This is a genomic window from Paenibacillus sp. FSL R5-0636 (assembly GCF_037974255.1).
GTDB lineage: Bacteria > Bacillota > Bacilli > Paenibacillales > Paenibacillaceae > Paenibacillus_AQ > Paenibacillus_AQ odorifer.
The window spans coordinates 6619844-6638720 of record NZ_CP150232.1; the positions used below are offsets into that span (position 1 = coordinate 6619844).

At 45.8% G+C, this 18877-nt stretch carries 18 protein-coding genes; all 18 read right to left on the reverse strand.

Features of this window, described 5'->3' with window-relative positions:
• Positions 1-63: 63 nt before the first annotated feature.
• Positions 64-1191: an MraY family glycosyltransferase gene (locus MKX34_RS30245; RefSeq protein ID WP_036681523.1), complete on the reverse strand. Its 1128-nt coding sequence runs from the start codon at positions 1189-1191 to the stop codon at positions 64-66.
• Positions 1192-1307: 116 nt separating this feature from the next.
• Entirely contained in the window at positions 1308-2063 is a 756-nt protein-coding gene (locus MKX34_RS30250; RefSeq protein ID WP_036681526.1) for a WecB/TagA/CpsF family glycosyltransferase, read from the reverse strand.
• 6 nt (positions 2064-2069) lie between these two features.
• Positions 2070-3203, reverse strand: coding sequence for a polysaccharide pyruvyl transferase CsaB (gene csaB / locus MKX34_RS30255; RefSeq protein WP_036681529.1), 1134 nt, complete (start codon positions 3201-3203; stop codon positions 2070-2072).
• Positions 3179-5215, reverse strand: a complete 2037-nt coding sequence (locus MKX34_RS30260) for a DUF5693 family protein (RefSeq protein ID WP_076297038.1) — start codon at positions 5213-5215, stop codon at positions 3179-3181. The genes csaB and MKX34_RS30260 overlap by 25 nt, the downstream gene beginning before the upstream one ends.
• A 128-nt stretch (positions 5216-5343) precedes the next feature.
• A complete protein-coding gene (locus MKX34_RS30265) occupies positions 5344-7065 on the reverse strand; it encodes a phospho-sugar mutase (protein ID WP_036681534.1) in 1722 nt (573 codons plus the stop codon).
• 42 nt (positions 7066-7107) lie between these two features.
• Complete coding sequence (fabZ, locus tag MKX34_RS30270; RefSeq protein WP_036681536.1) at positions 7108-7530, reverse strand: 3-hydroxyacyl-ACP dehydratase FabZ; 423 nt, start codon at positions 7528-7530, stop codon at positions 7108-7110.
• 263 nt (positions 7531-7793) lie between these two features.
• The gene (locus MKX34_RS30275; RefSeq protein WP_036681538.1) at positions 7794-8018 is read right to left on the reverse strand and encodes a DNA-directed RNA polymerase subunit beta; all 225 of its coding nucleotides are present in this window, start codon (positions 8016-8018) and stop codon (positions 7794-7796) included.
• Between the two features lie 10 nt (positions 8019-8028).
• Positions 8029-8850 (reverse strand): flagellar hook-basal body protein, encoded by an 822-nt coding sequence (locus tag MKX34_RS30280; RefSeq protein ID WP_038573632.1) that lies wholly within the window; start codon positions 8848-8850, stop codon positions 8029-8031.
• A 52-nt stretch (positions 8851-8902) separates the two neighbouring features.
• Positions 8903-9781 (reverse strand): flagellar hook-basal body protein, encoded by an 879-nt coding sequence (locus MKX34_RS30285; protein WP_038573634.1) that lies wholly within the window; start codon positions 9779-9781, stop codon positions 8903-8905.
• A gap of 47 nt (positions 9782-9828) precedes the next feature.
• Positions 9829-10827: a rod shape-determining protein gene (locus tag MKX34_RS30290; protein WP_036681546.1), complete on the reverse strand. Its 999-nt coding sequence runs from the start codon at positions 10825-10827 to the stop codon at positions 9829-9831.
• A 129-nt stretch (positions 10828-10956) separates the two neighbouring features.
• Positions 10957-11244 carry a sporulation transcriptional regulator SpoIIID gene (gene spoIIID, locus MKX34_RS30295; protein ID WP_036681548.1) on the reverse strand — a complete coding sequence of 96 codons (288 nt, stop codon included), beginning with the start codon at positions 11242-11244 and terminating at the stop codon, positions 10957-10959.
• 272 nt (positions 11245-11516) lie between these two features.
• Positions 11517-12260 carry a M23 family metallopeptidase gene (locus MKX34_RS30300; protein ID WP_036681550.1) on the reverse strand — a complete coding sequence of 248 codons (744 nt, stop codon included), beginning with the start codon at positions 12258-12260 and terminating at the stop codon, positions 11517-11519.
• A gap of 61 nt (positions 12261-12321) precedes the next feature.
• Positions 12322-13464 (reverse strand): stage II sporulation protein D, encoded by a 1143-nt coding sequence (gene spoIID, locus MKX34_RS30305; RefSeq protein ID WP_076297037.1) that lies wholly within the window; start codon positions 13462-13464, stop codon positions 12322-12324.
• A gap of 216 nt (positions 13465-13680) precedes the next feature.
• Positions 13681-15057, reverse strand: a complete 1377-nt coding sequence (murA, locus tag MKX34_RS30310; protein WP_036681554.1) for a UDP-N-acetylglucosamine 1-carboxyvinyltransferase — start codon at positions 15055-15057, stop codon at positions 13681-13683.
• Between the two features lie 199 nt (positions 15058-15256).
• Complete coding sequence (locus tag MKX34_RS30315) at positions 15257-15514, reverse strand: DUF1146 family protein (protein ID WP_036681556.1); 258 nt, start codon at positions 15512-15514, stop codon at positions 15257-15259.
• 196 nt (positions 15515-15710) lie between these two features.
• A complete protein-coding gene (locus MKX34_RS30320; protein ID WP_036681559.1) occupies positions 15711-16127 on the reverse strand; it encodes a F0F1 ATP synthase subunit epsilon in 417 nt (138 codons plus the stop codon).
• Positions 16128-16229: 102 nt separating this feature from the next.
• Entirely contained in the window at positions 16230-17630 is a 1401-nt protein-coding gene (gene atpD / locus MKX34_RS30325) for a F0F1 ATP synthase subunit beta (RefSeq protein ID WP_036681562.1), read from the reverse strand.
• A 239-nt stretch (positions 17631-17869) separates the two neighbouring features.
• On the reverse strand, positions 17870-18739 hold the full coding sequence (gene atpG, locus MKX34_RS30330; RefSeq protein WP_036681564.1) for an ATP synthase F1 subunit gamma: 870 nt from the start codon (positions 18737-18739) through the stop codon (positions 17870-17872).
• Positions 18740-18877: the final 138 nt, after the last annotated feature.

The following is an 18877-nucleotide window of genomic DNA, read 5'->3' on the forward strand; positions in this document are numbered from 1 at the left end:
CTCATCCGAAAAGGGATGAGTTTTGTTAGTTATAGAAAATATTAGAATAATACCATTAATAAATTAAGATTTGGAACCTCTTTCCGGATTAGCCTTCATACGAATTCTTAAAAAGAAATCAATCAGCGGACGTTTAGTCTTACCGATCAAACCTGTAACTTCCGCACCGATCTGCAAGAAGAAGAGCATGATGCAGATGACTACAAAGGTAACCCAGTTCGCCTCGTAAAGAGCGGCAGAGGATTGAATAACAGCTAAAACTCCGAAAAATGCAGCAATACCATAAATAATGAGCACAGTCTGACGATGACTAAAGCCTAGCTCGCGAAGGCAATGATGCAAGTGACCTTTATCTGGTGCAAAGATTGGTTTCTTCTGCAGCTTACGGCGCACGATCGCAAAGAACGTGTCCGACAACGGTACACCAATAATAAGCAAAGGTGTAATAAACGAAACCACGGCAATCTGTTTAAACCCTAGCAAAGCAAGTAAAGCTAAGCAGAAGCCTAAGAACAGCGATCCCGTATCCCCCATAAAAATCTTGGCGGGATGGAAGTTGAAGAACAAGAATCCGATTATGCTACCCAGAAGCAACAGGCATAACATGGCAACCATCGTGTTACCCATCAAGAAAGCCATTACCGCAATCGTAGCAATCGCAATCCCTGATACACCAGCAGCAAGCCCGTCCAACCCGTCAATCAGGTTAACAGCATTGGTGACACCAACAATCCAGAAAATCGTAAGCGGGATAGCAATCCAGCTTTCCAATGAAGAATACGTATTGTTAAATGGAATATTCACAAAATCTACAGTAATACCAAAACCGAAAACTACAATACATGCTGCGACAATTTGGCCCAGCAGCTTCAACTTTGCTGATAATTCAAATCGGTCATCCAACCCTCCGATAAGTACAATCAGTCCGCCGCCACACAGCAGCGCTTTGATGAAGTTGGCCTCCCGCGGAGTGAACTCATATGGAATAATCGGCAATACGGCAAGCAGGCCTAACACAAACGCCAGAAAAATAGCTAATCCGCCAAGGCGGGGCATAATTTTCGTGTGCACTTTACGAGCATTCGGCACATCTGTCGCACCAATCTTAATGGCGAATTTTTTCACCAAAGGTGTGAGGCCAAGTGCGAGTCCCATGCATACGATAAATCCAGCGATGTATATGATTAACATTTGATCAGTCGACCCCCATTTCTCTACCGCATTGAATTATACGCTGTTACAAAAACAAATTCCAATCCCTTTTTTAGGCTATTCATCTGATTTTCTAGGTGAATATCGGCATTTGACTAGACTTTTGTTACTTTATCTTTCTCACGCACCACTTTTAATGCGAATTTCGGCAACGCAAGCATTCTTTTGTACCGCGTAGGCTCTTTTAATAAACGGTACAACCATTCAATTCTCATTTTTTGGAAAACTTTTGGTGCTCTCTTGCTCTTGCCAGAAATTACATCAAAGCTGCCGCCGACCCCCATCATGATCGGAACACCTAACTTGGATTTGTGTTTTGCAATCCATGGTTCCTGACTATCCGCGCCTCTGGCCACAAATAATAAGTCAGGATTGGTTTTAACAATTCCAGCAATAATTTCATCGTCCGATTCCGGACCAAAATAACCGTCATGATATCCTGCAATAATAACACGCGGATATTGCAATTGTAACCTTTCAGCGGTTTCCTGAATCACCTCAGGTGTAGAACCAAGGAGATATACCTTCCATCCATATCTTTCACCCTGTTGCATCAATTCATGTAACAGGTCAAACCCAGCTACCCGTTCGGTTACAGGCTCCTTACAATAATTAGCAGCCCATACCACACCGGTTCCATCTGGGACAACCAATTCAGCTGACTTCATTATCTCCATATAAGCTGGATCTTCCAAAGCAGCCATAACCATAATCGGATTAGCTGTAATCACTTGATGCGGGATACGGGTATGAACCGCCTCTGTCAAATAAGCAACAGTTGCTGCCATATCCACCTTGGAGACTCTAATCCCAAAAATAGGAACTGTAGGTACCGCGCTTTCTGCTTTCACTTTAGATCATCCTTTATGGTGGAAATATTCTACGATTTGCCGTGCTGGAGCCCCTGCTTCTTGAATCAACGAGGAGAGGATCGTCTCCCGCTCATTTCTCCATCCCTCTGTTGTTTCCAAAAGATGGCCTATCTCAGCAGCAACTTGTCCAGCATCTAATGATTGGGTCGTGCCCACAGGCTGACACCGAACTCTGTCTAGAAAATGATCAATTTTCGGATCATAAGAGATACCAATCAGCGGAACTCGCCGCCCTGCGGCATAAATCAGGCTATGAAGACGCATTCCGATCAGCACTTCACATTGCCCTACTTCCCGCAGCATGTGTTGCGGATGACTGGCATCTTCACAAATACTGACCTGACCCCCATGCTGGCTTATATTTTCTTCCAGCTTCTCCATCACATAACGTGAGGCTTCAATATCAGATGGAAGATGAAACGGAAGGAATCTTAAATGCAATGGTTTCTCAAGATTCGCCTTAATCAAGCCTTGAGCAAGAGCGTCCAGCTCCTTGCGATCTTGTTCCCAATAACGTACCGAAATACCTACTACCGGAAGTGAATCTGAAGACTCTGGTAATTCAGCAGCATCAGTATCATCAGGTAAAGATAAGCCCATCACCGGGTCAGGAACAACCTCTATGTTCTTCTGTTCTAATCCCATAGAAAGTAAAAGCTCGCGGGATTGTTCATCCCGCACAGAGATATAGGTACATTTGCGAAACACTGATTTGATTAATGGGTGGAAAAGCTTACGATTCACAGGTCCGATTCCTTGCGCATAAATAAAGGTCGGTTTACCCATCCACTGCGCAAGCTTGATAATACCTAAATAGTAAGGAATACTCTTGCTTCCTGTTACATCTTGCAGCAAGCTACCTCCACCGCTGATCAGACCAGAACTCTCATAAATAGCTTGACGGACTTCAACCAGCTTCATCCGGTGCACAGATTTCACTCCATATGTGGCGCTAGTCCACTCAGGATCGATGGACAAGACAATGGGTTCGATCTCTATACCTGCAGCTTGAGAATGTTGTTGCAGTGCAATCAATATAGATTGCAGTACCGCCTCATCCCCGCTGTTATGGAAACCGTAATAACCGGAAATAACTATCTTTTTAGGAGTGGCGACCATCGTTTCCAACACCCTTCTGCAATTTGCCATACGATTACGGCAATCACACCAATGATCAGTCCTAATCCAAGACCGAGCAAGCCACGAATGAGCGAGATCAGAACTGGCGAGTGAATATGTGCAAAGGTATCCACCATGGAGAGCTGACCGATTACAGCAATAATCATGATAAACGCTGCATTCCGATATCTAAAGGCCAAGAATGCGCCAAGAATTAATAACGGATGCGCTAGCAAGAACTCTTTATTACGCGGTCGAACGCCAACCGTATTCTCCAAGAATGTACGTAAAACCATTTCCAGCGGACTCACACTGCCACCGTTACCTGTACGGGTCATGTAATAATAGCCAACAACCGCCAAAACAAAGGCAATGATAATCATCGCAAATGTGATTGGTGTCCGCAGCAGCTTACCTGTCTTGTTAAAGACAAAATCCCCGCGATACAAAAGTACGTAAAGTGCCACAAGACCGATAGGCGCCATATGAAGCAGACTGACACCACGGAACTGGTTGAGAACCAGGCTATAAGTAACATTATTAAGCAGTGCTATCATAAACGGCACAGCGCTCAAAGAGATCAGTGAAGTCTTAAAATAAAGCACTAAGCTATGTGTAAACCGGCGTTGCGGGCTCATAGCCTTATAGGTAAGGGGATTGCTCCGTAGAGGTGGCCCCATTTCATTAACCTTACGAATGGCAAGCACAACGGCAAGCGTTGGTGCACTTATCGCAGCGGCAAGCGCGAGCGCTTGTTCAAACATTTCAGGCTTCACTAGCATCAGGCCTGCACTTCCAATCAGACCTAACACCCAGGCAGCAAGCGTGAGCTGTGGAATGAAGTAAGAGACCAGCAGAGCCACTAAAGACACTGCTCCAACCACCGCAACTAACTTAAAGTAACGTTGATAAGAGGAATCTACAACCTCAAATGCCGTAGCTTGTCCCAACTTAAATCCATTATCTTCAATCTGCTCAACAGCTCCGCCTGGTTCGCTTAGGCTGGTAATAAGATTATCTAATGTATCTGTTACCTGTGCCTTAGCAGTATTTCTTGCAGGAATCGTGTTTAAGTAGATCATGCGGATATTCCGATCCTTTGTTGCCAGAGCGAAACGGTCCGAAATCACTTTTGGATCTAAGGCAGAATCTCCCTCACTAAGGGAATATAAACGTGTCACATTATAATCCAGCAAATAAGCGAGCCTGTTAAAGCCCTTTTGCTGTTTCTTAATATTCTCAATTGCTGCAATCCCCATTCCACGTTCTTTAAGGAGATTAGCAAAGTCAGTGATACTGCCAGTATCGGCATCATCATTAAACCCTTTAACAGACTCACCTTCAAATAGAATCCGTTTAACACCCAATTCCTCATAACGATCCAACAGCTTCTTTACCGTGGCTTCATTATAAGTCAGAGAATCCACAAGACGAGGTACAATACTGAATCCCTTGTTGTGCAGCATCTCCAATGTAAATGGATCGGGCTGGAGCGGCTTCAATGTAGCATCTTCTAGCGGGGTCTCAATGATAAGACCCTGCTGTCCGCGGAAACTCCAGTCTCTTGAATTAATCCCAAGATTACTAAATGCTTCTTTAATTACAGGCGCTAAAGTATCGCTGTAATCAGCACTGGTAAAAAGAATATAGGTATAGTTCTCATTTTCAGGAATGATCGTGTCCGTAAGATTAGCTATATCAGCCGCACCCCATATCATCAGACGACGCGCCTTACGATAATCTTCCAGTGTGCTTTCGTAAATCGCCATACTCTGAACACCCGCGTCTTTAAGGCGATCTAACTGCTTGGAAATATAATCTTGTGGATTTGCACGATAGCTGGCTACATCAACCAGATCACGATAATCAAATACAAATTCTACTGTCTTGGAAGACTTCTCCATCTGCAGTCGATCATAGACCACAGGCAAGGCTGCTATAACGCCAACCACAACTATGATCCACAGCCACTTTCGGGAAGTAATATTCCAACGTTGCCATTTTTGCCGCACCAAAAGTACCTCCTCTTTCGCTTTAAAAACTCTTTTAACAAAAGTAGAAACGGATCGTCATCCTTTTAGAGACGGTACCCGTTTCTACATAAAATATAATTCACAATATAGAAGGCACTCTATATTTATTATTGTCCCCCGTCAACGCGAGCCATAACTTGTTTCGACAGTGCAGCAACCTTATCCTTAGCATTCTGCAGGGAGTCACCCACTACTGCAAAATAAACTTTAATCTTAGGTTCTGTGCCGGAAGGGCGCAGGCAGAACCAAGATCCGTCAGCCAGCAAATACTTCAGTACATTTTCCTTCGGCAGTCCATTTAAGCCCAGGGAATAATCTTGAATTTCTGTTACGGCAGATCCAGCAATTTCTTGTGGTGCATTAGAACGCCAATCATTCATGATTCCTTGAATTTGCGCAACGCCATCTTTGCCTTTCAGCGTACGGGACTCCAAGCTTTCCAAGAAGTATCCGAACTGCTCGTACAATTCCTGAAGAACATCATATAATGTTTTGCCTTGAGCTTTATAATAAGCACCTGCTTCAGCGATAAGCATAGCAGCAAGAACAGCATCCTTATCACGAGCATAATTGCCTGCAAGATAACCATAGCTTTCTTCATATCCGAAAAGATATGTGTATTCTCCGGATTGTTCGAACTGCGTCATCTTTTCTCCAATATATTTGAAGCCAGTCAGCGTATTAAATACAGTTGCACCATAATGAGAAGCTACAGCAGCCCCCATTTCGCTAGTAACGATAGTCTTTACAACCGCACCATTGCGAGGCAGCTTTCCTTGTTCCTGCAAACGACTCAAATAGTAATGAATCATCAGTGCTCCGGATTGATTGCCGGACAGAACAACAAATTTACCTTCATTGTCGCGAACTACCGCACCCATACGGTCTGCATCAGGATCTGTACCAATCAAAAGGTCAGCATTCAACTCTTCGCCCAGCTTCATAGCCAGCGTAAAAGCTTCACGTTCCTCCGGGTTCGGAGATTTCACTGTAGAGAATTCAGAATCCGGCTGCTCTTGCTCAGGTACAACATGCACCTGGGTGAAGCCGATTTTCTCAAGTACACGGCGGACTGGCAAATTACCTGTACCATGCAGCGGAGTGTATACGATTTTGAAGTCTTTTCCAAGCGTAGAGGCAATCTCTTCACTTGCAAGACTGACCGCAGCAACAGTATCAGTAAACGCTTCGTCATCCTTCTCTCCTAGCCAGTGCAACAGCCCTTGAGCTTCAGCTTCTTCTTGCGAAATCCGCTTTACACCATCAAAAGTGTCAACCTCTAGTATGTAAGAAATGACCTTTTCGGCTTCGTGTGGTACAAGTTGTCCGCCTTCCGAATTATAGACCTTATAACCATTGTATTCAGGAGGGTTATGGCTCGCGGTGATTACAATACCACCCGTTGCTTTCAAATAACGCACACTGAATGACAGCTGTGGTGTTGAACGAAGGGAAGTAAACAAATGCGCCTCGATACCATTAGCAGCCAGTACGAGAGCAGCCTCAAGTGTGAATTCAGGCGAGAAGCGGCGAGAGTCATGCGCGATAACAACCGAAGGTCTGCCTTCTCCAGTATGCTTTTCTAGAATATAATTAGCGAAGCCTTGTGTAGCTCTGCCAACAGTATAACGATTGATACGATTGCTGCCCGCACCAATAACCCCACGCAAGCCGCCTGTACCAAACTCTAAGTCTCTGTAAAAACGCTCTTCAAGCTCCTGTGGCTCATTCTCCAGAGCGCGAAGCTCTGCCTTTGTAGCCTCGTCAACAGAAGGGTCCTGCAACCAGCGGGATAATGTGTCTGCCGCTTTTGCACTTAATTGAGTCATATGAATCTCTCCTTTAGATATATTTATAAAAAAATAAAATATTTAGCTCAGAGCAAACATAATTTCTCCAGAGGCTACAACCTTACCTTCAACGGAAGCAGTAGCTTGTCCTTTTCCGATGCTGCCCTTAAGACGGGTGATCTCTACTTCAAGAGTAAGTGTATCGCCCGGTACCACTTGACCACGGAAACGGAATCCGTCCAGCCCAGCTAAAAAACCGATTCGGCCGCGATTAGCCTCTACTCCCAGGATAGCAACCGCACCCACTTGTGCAAGGGCTTCTGTAATCAGTACACCCGGCATTACCGGATAGCCCGGAAAGTGACCTACAAAGAACGGTTCATTGATCGTTACATTTTTGATTCCTACAGCTTTTTTGCCCATTTCAATCTCGATAATTTTGTCCACCAGCAGAAATGGAGGCCGATGGGGGATGATTTCTTGAATTTGGTTGATATCCAGCATTATGACAAAACTCCTTTCGGATGTTGCACATTTTCTTTTATTCTTTGCCGAAATGCATAAAATTAGGCAGGTTCGGTAAAAACTATATTTATCCTTCACCAACTGCAGAAGTGGAGGTTGAGATAAGGGGCTTTCTCCACCGGATGCGGCAGCATGGCGGAGAGGGCCCTTTTTGCTGCCCGAGGCCCCCCACCATTATACATTTTTCAGCATAAAAAAGAAAACTCCCTTGTATAACAAGGGAGTGGTTAAATCATCTTCATTTATGGAGCAAAAACCAAATCATATACATGTCTCCACGTGCTCCACTGCAGAGCATCGCTTAACTCTTTCTTACCCAGGACAACGTAACCGACGGCCAGGCCGCCTCCAAGTGCAGCTACGAGAAGCAAGGGAATAAGAACCCATTGTATCATGGTCCATTTGGAGATCCCTCGTGGAGAGGGTTCTTTCTTCTCTTCCGATTTAACTTTTTCCTGTCGATCCATTCCTTCACCTCTACGCGCGCATGTTATTGGCTAGACCAAACATCTGATCACTGGACGAAAGTGCCCGAGCTACGAGTTGATACGTGCGTTGAATCTGCATCATTTCTGTCATTTCTGAGGTCATATCGACATTCGACTGCTCCAGCCATCCTGAGCGCACTCCAATTCCAGATGCCTCGCCTGCCGCTCTTTGTACAAAAGCCTGCTGTGCTGTAACTCCATCTGCAAGCATATAGAAATTCCCGTCGACAGCCTTTAAGGCATTCTGTGTCTTAGGTTCTACTATCATTATAGTACCCGCTACCTGAACAGGTCCATTCTCCGTCTTTTTCGTTAACACACGACCGGATTCATCGATAGCAGCATTCACACCTACAGGAACCGTTAGAGGTTTGCCCTCTGTATTTAAAACGGAGTTTCCTGTGTTATCAACCAATACCATCATCTTGGCATCAGTCGTGTCAGGAATAAAGTGAAAATCACCCTGACGTGTGTACGCCGTAGTACCATTGACCTGAACACCAAAAAGCCCGTTGCCCTGAATGGCTAAGTCGGTCGGACTCCCTGTTTCTTTAAGGGGACCCTCTTCCCAATTCGTTGAGATCGAAGGCACATAAGTCCCAAAACCCATATTAAAGCCTAGGGGTGTAGAACGGCCCGGTTGGTCATAATCATCCGATTGCTGTTGTACACGAGTCAGCACGTCCTCAAAAGAGCCCTGCTTGCTCTTATAACCATTGGTATCCATGTTGGCTAGATTATCCGCTATAATATCAAGCCGCTGCTGAAGGCTCGACATGGAGACTGCTGCACTAATCGTTGAGTTGTTCATAGATCAAACCTCCTATAAGCTCTACCTGTAAAGCTCATTTCCTAAGCACTGCCTAAACCCTGCCAACTTCACTTACAGCCTTCTGCAAGCTGCCATCATAATATTGAACAATCTTCTGGTTCGCTTCATAAGCCCGATAGGCGGCATTCAAATCCACAGTAACCTGAGTAGGATCTACATTGGAGCTTTCCAAGTAACCTTGGCGTACTTGCATGTTATCTGTTCCGTTAGAGAAACGGATATCTGCCGCCTCTACATCATCAGCGTGAAATACACCATTACCGTCACGTACAAGCTCCTGTGGCTTTGTTACTACACTCACACCAAGCTTGGTCCCTGTCGGAAGTCCTGTTACTGGATTAAGCAAATTACCCTGCCCGTCCACTTTAAGGGTGTCCTGATTTCCTGTCAAGACAAGGGGCTTGCCTGTGGAATCAAGAACCTTGAAGCCACCACTGCTCAGTACCTCTCCTGTAGCCGCGTTTATTGAGAAGCTCCCATTTCGCGTATACAGATTATTCCCTTCAGCATCCTGTACAGTAAAGAAGGCCTGTGGACGATAAACAACCTCACCCTCAGGGCTTACATATTTGCCCGAACCATCAAAGGAGATATTTTGACCTGTCACAGGATCAGCTACTTGCAGATCCGTAGATAAAGCAAAATCCATGGTCTTGCCGCTCTCCCTTAAATCACCCTGTAAATATTGGGATATCGACTGTTCTGCAAAAACCCCAGTGTTAAGACGCCCCACTGGCTTGGTATTGCCATTACTCATAGCAGAGATCAATACATCCGGAAAAGCATGATTGACACTGTCAACCTGCTTGTACCCCGTTGTATTCAAGTTAGCGATGTTCTGTGTTGCCGTATCATGTCTACGCTGCTGTGTAACCATACCTGCAGCGGCTGTATATAATCCTCTTATCATGAAGGTAGTCCCCTTCCGAATCTTTTGCTACCTTTTATATCGGCTGCTTAGAACTTTTTCTTAACGACCTTGTCCAAATTATCCAGCATTATTCCTGTTCCCTTAACTACACAATGCATCGGGTCTTCCGCTATCCACACCGGAACATGTAATTCTTCCGAGAGGAGCTCGTCCAATCCATTAAGTAAAGCGCCACCGCCAGTTAGAACAACACCCCGGTCAATAATATCTGCTGATAGCTCAGGCGGTGTACGTTCCAGAACGGACTTAGCAGCTGCCACAATAGAAGAAACCGGATCCCATAGTGCTTCTTTTACCTCGCCTGAAGTAATAGTGAGCGTCTGAGGGAGTCCACTTACCATATCACGACCACGAATATCCATTTCAGCCTGCATCAGGCCTGGACGCACGGTGCCAATTGTAACCTTAATATCCTCTGCCGTACGTTCGCCGATTAACAGCTTATACTTTTGTTTAATATATCTTAAAATGGCCTCATCGAACTTGTCTCCTGCGACTTTAATCGAAGAAGCGGTAACGACGTCGCCCATAGAAAGTACGGCTACATCCGTCGTTCCGCCACCGATATCGACGACCATGTTCCCACTAGGCTGATAAATATCCATTCCCGCTCCGATTGCAGCGGCTTTTGGCTCTTCCTCCATAAAAACTTCCTTAGCCCCGCTCCGCTCCGCCGCTTCCCGTATGGACTTCTGTTCCACAGATGTAATATTTGTAGGGGCGCAAATCAGAATACGGGGCCGTGCGTACCAGGACCGGCCGCCAACGCGGTCGATAAAATACTTAAGCATCATTTCTGTGATTTCAAAATCTGCAATGACACCATCCCGGAGAGGACGGATTGTTATAATATTTCCAGGTGTACGTCCAACCATGCGACGTGCCTGTTCTCCCACCGCAAGGACTCTCTTCGTATCACTTTCAAGTGTGACCACGGAAGGTTCATCCAGAACGACTCCCCTTCCCTTAACATGTATGAGCACATTGGCCGTGCCGAGGTCGATTCCGATATCCTTGCTAAACATAATGAAAGAGCCCCCAAAGTGTTATTTTAATTGAAAAAACAGCAGTTAGTACTAAATTTAAAAATACCATACTTTAGGGGAAGTACACAATGTATTAAAGCTGAATATTTCCTTAAATTTCCGAAAATCTCATGGCTTTGATGCTACAGCAACCTCACGTTTTTTCCCCGTCGATTTTTTATATTTGATTTTTGTGGCTTCTCCCCCCCGAAGATGTCGGATGGACTTGTGATATTCGAGAATGTGCTTCACCTGATCGGCCAGATCAGGGTTGATCTCTGGCAGACGCTCAGTTAAATCTTTATGCACCGTGCTCTTTGAAACGCCAAATTCCTTGGCTATGGTCCGGACCGTATGCCTGGTTTCCACGATGCAGCGTCCGATTTTGATCGTACGTTCCTTGATGTAATCGTGCACGCTCCCGCCTCCCAACTGTGGATAGTTTGGTACATTATATGAGGGGCGGGCTTATATATTCGCGCTTTCAAGACATGACAAGCTATGGAGGGCTCATTTTATTTAATGGACAACCTAATAACCCGTGTTATTAGCATGATGAAAAGCCGTCGCTGTCCCTTTAGGTCAACAACCGTTTCCCGCGTAAACAAAAGGCTCATCACAAACATAACCTTAAAAATCCCTATATACACAAAAAAATAGGGGGCTTTCGCCCCCTGCTATAGAAATTTTTATCGCTGTGGCAGTAAATCCGATGGATTGACTACTTTGCCATCTTCGTACACTTCAAAGTGTACATGATTTCCAAGGTTCTTTTCGATCTCACTGCGACCAGCTGTGGCAAGAGTATCTCCCTGCTTCACTACATCGCCTTGTTTAACTTTTGTTTCACCAAGACTTTGGTATACAGTCTTCAAATTACCTTGATGGGTAATTTCAATCACTTTACCTAATACCGCAACATCTTCCACTCTGGTCACTTCACCGCTGAGTGCTGCTTTGACATCGAACGTATTGTTGTCTTCACGGGCAATATCGATTCCGACATTAGGAATAAATTTGTCGTTATATTGCACCATAGCGGCAACGTGATTGTCCTCTGTACCATTCTCATCATAATACGGCTTAACTACTTCTACTTCACCTGGATTAGCTACTGGCCAAGTCATACTTTCCGTTGAAGCAACAACTTCAAGTGCATCTGGACCTCCGGTTGTTGTACCAGCTTCATTAGCGGAAGTTCCTACTTGCTGCGAAGTGGCGGCAGTGTCCTGGTTGAGCGGCTTTTGGCCGGCATCCTGATAGACCCACACCAAGGTTAGTATAATTGCCGCTGCCGCCGTGTAGACTGCTGGGAATACCCAACGTTTAGATACCAGTCTGTTCCATGAAGAAGGTTTTGCACCAGGTAAATCTCCCTGAGTTTTTTTGAGAGATTCATCTTGGTTTGTTTTGTTTTTGTCTTGTTCATTCATATGGTTATCACCTCAGTAACCAGTGTTACCGGGCTTTTCTCTTTTATACGTATCTTTCAAGTTATTTTTTCAGAAGAGTTGAGATTTGTGTAAATGAGATACCACTATAATAGTGTTTGAGAATTTGGGTAGCTGTTCCACCCTCTTTGGCCATCCCATTTGCCCCCCACTGACTCATCCCTACCCCATGCCCATTTCCGAAGGTCGTGATCAAGATCTTATTCCCCTTACGGCTCCAACTGAATTGGCTGGATCGTAGGCCTAGCTTCTCCCTCACTTCACGTCCAGTAAATATAGAGCCTCCAATTGAGATCTCTTTAATCCGATGTCCAGTGGTAAGAGACAACACTTCCATAGGTAATCTCGAAGATGATGAAATCTTCGTTGTAGTTCCTGAATTAGTAGTTTCTTTGGAGGCAGGAATGACTTTATCGTCTAGACCCAATCTAGTAAGTATCTCAGCAACAGTAAAAGTGTTAGTCAACGCATAGTTTGGGGTAATCTCTTTCTCCCAAGGACTCGTCACACTGCGCAGATAGGGAATCGCTGCATTCCAATACTCTTCTGAGTTCTCAGTATATCCTCCACTGGAGGCGAAAAAGGAGGCCGTTATCGGCTGCCCTTTATAAGTCATAATCACTCCGCGCGTCTCAAGGACCGCGCGCTGCAGCTTTGCGAGGTCGGCGCTTCTTCCGCCGAGCTTCCATTGCCGTTCCAGCGTGTCCTTAGATATGTAAGCCTGATGGCTTACCGTATCGGTTACATCCGCCTCCGGAACGGGTACGCCGCTTCTGTCGCCAGCCACCAGGCGGCGCATGATAAAGGTGCGGGCCGCTACGGCCTGCGCTTTGAGCGCTTCAAGCTCAAAGTCGGCCGGCATCTCGGCCGCTAGCACGCCGCGGACGTAGTCCTCCAGCGGCAATGTCTCTATTTGTCCGCTGTGCGACAAATAGACAGAGACGTTCGGCTGCGGCGCTTCCTGCGCAGCCGTCTCCGGCGCCGCCGGAGGGGCCGTGACCGCCGGCACGGCCACAGGCGCCGGTTGTCCCCGGTGTAGCGGGACAACCGCCAGCGGAATCAGCAGCGCCGCCAGGAAAGGCGCTGCGAGCCAGGCGACGGGAATGAGTCGCCTGCGCCGGGGAGCAAGGGGACGCGAATGCCAGCGCGTTGTCTTGTTTCTTCGCAAGTAGCGGAAATCTTTCATCTCTATGGCTCCTTCCGTGAATCACTGGCGATTCTTATAGATATGAAATTACAGCAACTGCTAGAACACAATTTGAGAGAAAGAGAGTTCCTGTCCTCAATCTATTACTAGACCGCAGGCTATTAAATTGCGCACAAAAAAATCCCCATCAGATGAGGATTCCATAAAAAAAGACCAAGCTGCAATCTGCAGCCTGGTCTCTCTTAATGAGTGATATTATACCCAAGTTGGTTGAACCTGAAAGCGTGGTTTAACCTCTTCGGTTTTAGTCGATTCACTCTTGGATACTTCCGGTTTAAGAACTTCATCCTTCACGGTTTGCGCTGAAGTATCCTCCATGGAAATGCGCCAAATTTCCGCACCCAGTCCGGACAACTTCTCAGCCAAATGAACATACCCGCGGTCAATATGATGAGTTCCGCTTACTTCAGTAGTGCCTTCAGCAACCAGACCTGCCAAAATAAGCGCAGCTCCCGCACGCAGATCCGTAGCACAAACCTTAGCTCCGACCAATTGTGCATTACCTGTAACGATCGCCGAGCGACCTTCGATCTTAATCTCAGCGTTCATATTGTGGAATTCATCCACATGCATAAACCGGTTCTCAAATACGGTTTCTGTAACGACACTGGTACCTTCAGAACGCAGCAATAATGCCATCATTTGCGACTGCATATCCGTAGGAAAACCTGGATACGGCAAAGTCTTCAAATCAACAGCTTTGAGAGGCTTGTCACTGATTACACGAATACCGTTCTCGTCGGGAATAATGGTTACACCCATTTCTTCCATCTTAGCAATAACAGGACCTAAGTGATCTGCAATTGCGCCTTCCACATATACATCGCCACCGGTAATTGCTGCAGCCGCCATGTACGTACCTGCTTCGATACGGTCAGGGATTACATGATGTTTGACCCCATGCAGACGTTCTACCCCTTCAATACGAATAACGCCTGTTCCCGCACCACGCACGATAGCGCCCATACCATTCAAGTAATTAGCTAGGTCTACAATCTCAGGCTCCTTAGCCGCATTCTCGATAACGGTCACGCCTTCAGCTAGTGTAGCTGCCATCATTATATTTTCGGTCGCACCTACGCTTGCTACATCCAAATACACTTTGGCACCGCGCAGGCGTCCGTTGCTTTTCGCTTCAATGTAGCCCTGGCCGAGACTAATCTCCGCACCCAGTGCTTCAAACCCTTTCAAATGCTGATCAATCGGTCGTGTACCAATGGCACAGCCGCCTGGCAGGGAAATTCTTGTCTGACCAAGTCTAGATAACAGTGGGCCCATGACTAAAAAAGACGCCCGCATTTTTCGAACCCATTCATAAGGTGCTTCACAGGAAGTGATGTTTGTAGCATCCACCTGGATAATATCGTTCTGATATGTAACCCCTGCACCCAGAGATTCCAACATTTTTGATATCGTCATCACATCATCAAGCGGAGGTGCGTCTACAATGACGCTTACTCCTTCTTCTGCCAATAGAGAGGCGGCTATGATCGGTAATACGGAATTTTTTGCGCCGCTAACTTTCACGCTCCCGGTCAATCTGTTGCCACCGCGGACGATAAATTTGCTCATTTTCGGTTTCCCTCCGCGTCCATTATTTCTTAAATTATTTTTTTAGATTAAAGTAATTGCAAAAAAGTTCTCTACTCCATCAATACGCCCATTTACTCGGGCATGTTCCTTAAAGTTCAGTGTTGACATAATAAAACCTTATTATTCGACACCTTTTGACCACTGCGACCTAAGACACTTATAACCAAACTACATCCCCTTAAAACATATATCGGATCATCCCACTCCAGCTCAGGTAATCCAGGAAGAACCCCGCTACAAAACGACCAAGTACAATGGCCAACAGCAAGTGCAGCAGCCTTCCCTGAGGACTCTTGGGATATCTTATGACCAAATCGAGCTTAAGGTTCTGCAATGCCCACCAAGATAATACAACACTGAGCAAAGATACAATCATTGAGACCATACTGCTGGTTCCAACTGCACTAGACAACCCACCCGACAATATATCCTCCATGCTAACCCTCCGTGTTCGTATTACTCGGAAATCGACTCTTATATCATACTTGTGAAGGGCAAAAGAATCCAGTACTTTTACAAATTTTTAAACAATTCAGCGCCATTATCCAAAATAATGAAGAAATTTTAACCTTTTTCAATAGATTACTATAATAAAAAAGCAGTCAAACCCATAAGGCTTGACTGCTTTTTTCCTACTGTTGTCCTTTTCCAGTGGACACTTTAATCCGTGTAACAGCGCGTTGCAGCGCCAATTCCGCACGGCGGTGATCGATATCATCTTGTTTGCTCCGAGTCTGGAGACGGCGCTGAGCCCGTTCTCTAGCCGCTTCGGCGCGCTCAACATCGATATCTGTTGGCAGCTCGGCACTTTCAGCCAGCACAGTTACTTTGTCCTTATGCACTTCAACGAATCCGCCATGAACGGCGATGGAGATCGTAACACCGTCCGATTTGACGGATAACGGAGCAACCTGAAGTGGAGTCACAAGCGGAATGTGTCCCGGCAAAATACCCAACTCGCCTTCGACCCCTCTTACAATCAAGCTATTCACTTGCTTGGAGTAAACGAGATGCTCCGGCGTGACAATTTCCAACAAAAAGGTATTCACTTCCATTCCTCCTTAAAGCTTTACATAGTAAAGCTCGCTTCGAAAGCATGCACTAAGCTTTACGAAGTAAAGCTTGCATCGAAAGCATTAGCTAAGCTCAGGTTACATCGATTTCGCTTTTTCTACTGCTTCTTCAATCGTACCTACAAATAGGAAAGCTGCTTCTGGAAGATCATCATGCTTACCATCCAGGATTTCCTTAAAGCTGCGTACAGTTTCTTTGATTGGTACATATTTACCCTTAAAGCCAGTGAACTGTTCAGCCACGTGGAACGGCTGCGACAGGAAGCGTTCAACTTTACGAGCACGAGCTACGATAACCTTATCATCCTCACTCAATTCATCCATACCCAAGATGGCAATGATGTCTTGAAGCTCGGTATAACGTTGCAACAATTGTTTAACACCTTGTGCTACGTTGTAATGTTCTTCGCCAACAATTTCTGGAGCTAGCAAACGCGAGCTGGAAGCCAGTGGATCAACCGCTGGGAAAATCCCCTTCTCGGAAATTTTACGCTCAAGGTTAGTTGTTGCATCCAAGTGAGCAAACGCTGTAGCCGGAGCAGGGTCAGTGTAGTCATCCGCCGGTACGTAGATTGCTTGAATCGATGTAACGGAACCTTTTTTAGTCGATGTGATACGCTCTTGCAGCTGGCCCATTTCAGTAGCCAAAGTCGGCTGATAACCAACCGCGGATGGCATACGGCCGAGAAGAGCGGATACTTCGGAACCCGCTTGGGTAAAGCGGAATATATTATCGATAAAGAGCAGCGTATCGCGGCCTTCCACATCACGGAAATATTCCGCCATGGTCAAACCGGTCAAAGCTACACGAAGACGTGCACCTGGAGGCTCGTTCATTTGTCCGAAGACCATTGCTGTCTTCTTAATAACGCCGGAATCCGTCATTTCGTGATAAAGGTCATTACCTTCACGAGTACGTTCACCGACACCTGCGAATACGGAAATACCACCGTGCTCTTGGGCAATGTTATTAATCAATTCTTGGATTGTTACTGTTTTACCTACGCCGGCACCGCCGAAGAGGCCGACTTTACCACCCTTAGCATAAGGTGCGAGCAAGTCGATAACTTTAATACCTGTTTCCAGGATTTCCGCTTGTGTTGACAATTCGTCAAATGTTGGTGCGAGACGGTGAATCGGGTTCTTTTTCTCAGCAAGAACTTCACCAGCGTTATCAATTGGATTACCAAGTACGTTAAATACACGGCCTAATGTCGCTTCCCCTACAGGAACCGAAATTGGACCTCCTTGATCGATCGCATCCAGTCCACGAACCAGACCATCAGTAGAAGACATCGCGATACAACGTACCAGATTGTCTCCCAAGTGATTGGAAACCTCAAGTGTTAGGTTAAGCTGACGACCATTGTCCAAGACGGTTTCAATTTTGATAGCGTTGAAAATCTCGGGCAACTGGCCGCGTTCAAATTCAATATCGACAACCGGACCCATAATGCTTACAACGCGTCCTTTGTTCATCTTCTTTTCCCTCCTCGAAAGCTGTTACATCAAGAAGAAACGACGTTGTCGTCATATAAAGATGACAACCGTTTCTCGTAGAAATATAAGCATTTTGTATAGTGTAAAACCTATACTTTCTTATATTGTAAGAAGAACTTACAGTGCCGTTCTTAAGGAACTATGTACCCTAAGCAAGCGGCACTGTTTCTCGTAAAATACAAGACAAGTTAAGCACTCGGTTTAACTTTTCTTGTATTTTAAGACTGCGCGTTCGCTCCGGCCACGATCTCGGTAATTTCCTGCGTAATTGCCGCCTGACGGGCACGGTTGTACGTAAGGGTAAGTTCTCCGATCATTTTCGACGCGTTCTTCGTTGCACTGCCCATAGCTGTCATTTTCGCACCCAGCTCACTGGCCTTGCCATCCAGAATTGCGCTATAAATCAAAGTTTCAGCGTACTTTGGAAGCAATACTTCTAGCACGCCTTCCGGTGAAGGTTCATATTCGTAGTTTGCAGAAGCTTCATGATGCTCTTGATTCCCTACTCCATCCATAGGCAACAGTCGCTCAACGGTTGGGATCTGGGTGATAGCATTGACGAATTGATTGTAACAAACATACAACTCATCATACGTACCATCTACAAACTGCTGTACTGCCGAATTCGCGATAGACTTGATGTCAGCAAACTTCGGCGCATCCGATAGCTCAGTAACTTCCTGTACAATCGGATATTCACGGCGACGTAGAAAGTCACGGCCCTTACGACCAATAACAAACAATGCGTACTCATCTTTGGACTTATGCTTCTCCGCGATGAGCATCGTCACCTTACGCAAAATATTAGCGTTGTAACCACCTGCAAGCCCTCTATCAGAGGTAACGATTAGATAACCAGTCTTCTTCACAGGGCGGCTAACCAGCATAGGGTGTTGAACACCTTCTGTGCCAGCAGCAATGCTCGATACAACCTCTTTTAGCTTCTCAGCATAAGGACGGGCGGCAATTGCCTTCTCCTGAGCTTTTCTCAGCTTGGATGCGGCTACCATTTCCATCGCTTTTGTGATCTGTCTTGTGTTTTGAACACTCTTAATTTGACGTTTAATATCACGCATGCTTCTTGCCATGATTTCACCACCTTAAAGCTTTGACGGAGTCAAAGCTAACTTCGTAAGCATCATCTTAGCTTTGACGGAGTCAAAGCTACTTCATAAGCACAGCCTGAGCTTCGGCAGAGCCAAAGCTCACTTAGTAAAATCCGTTAA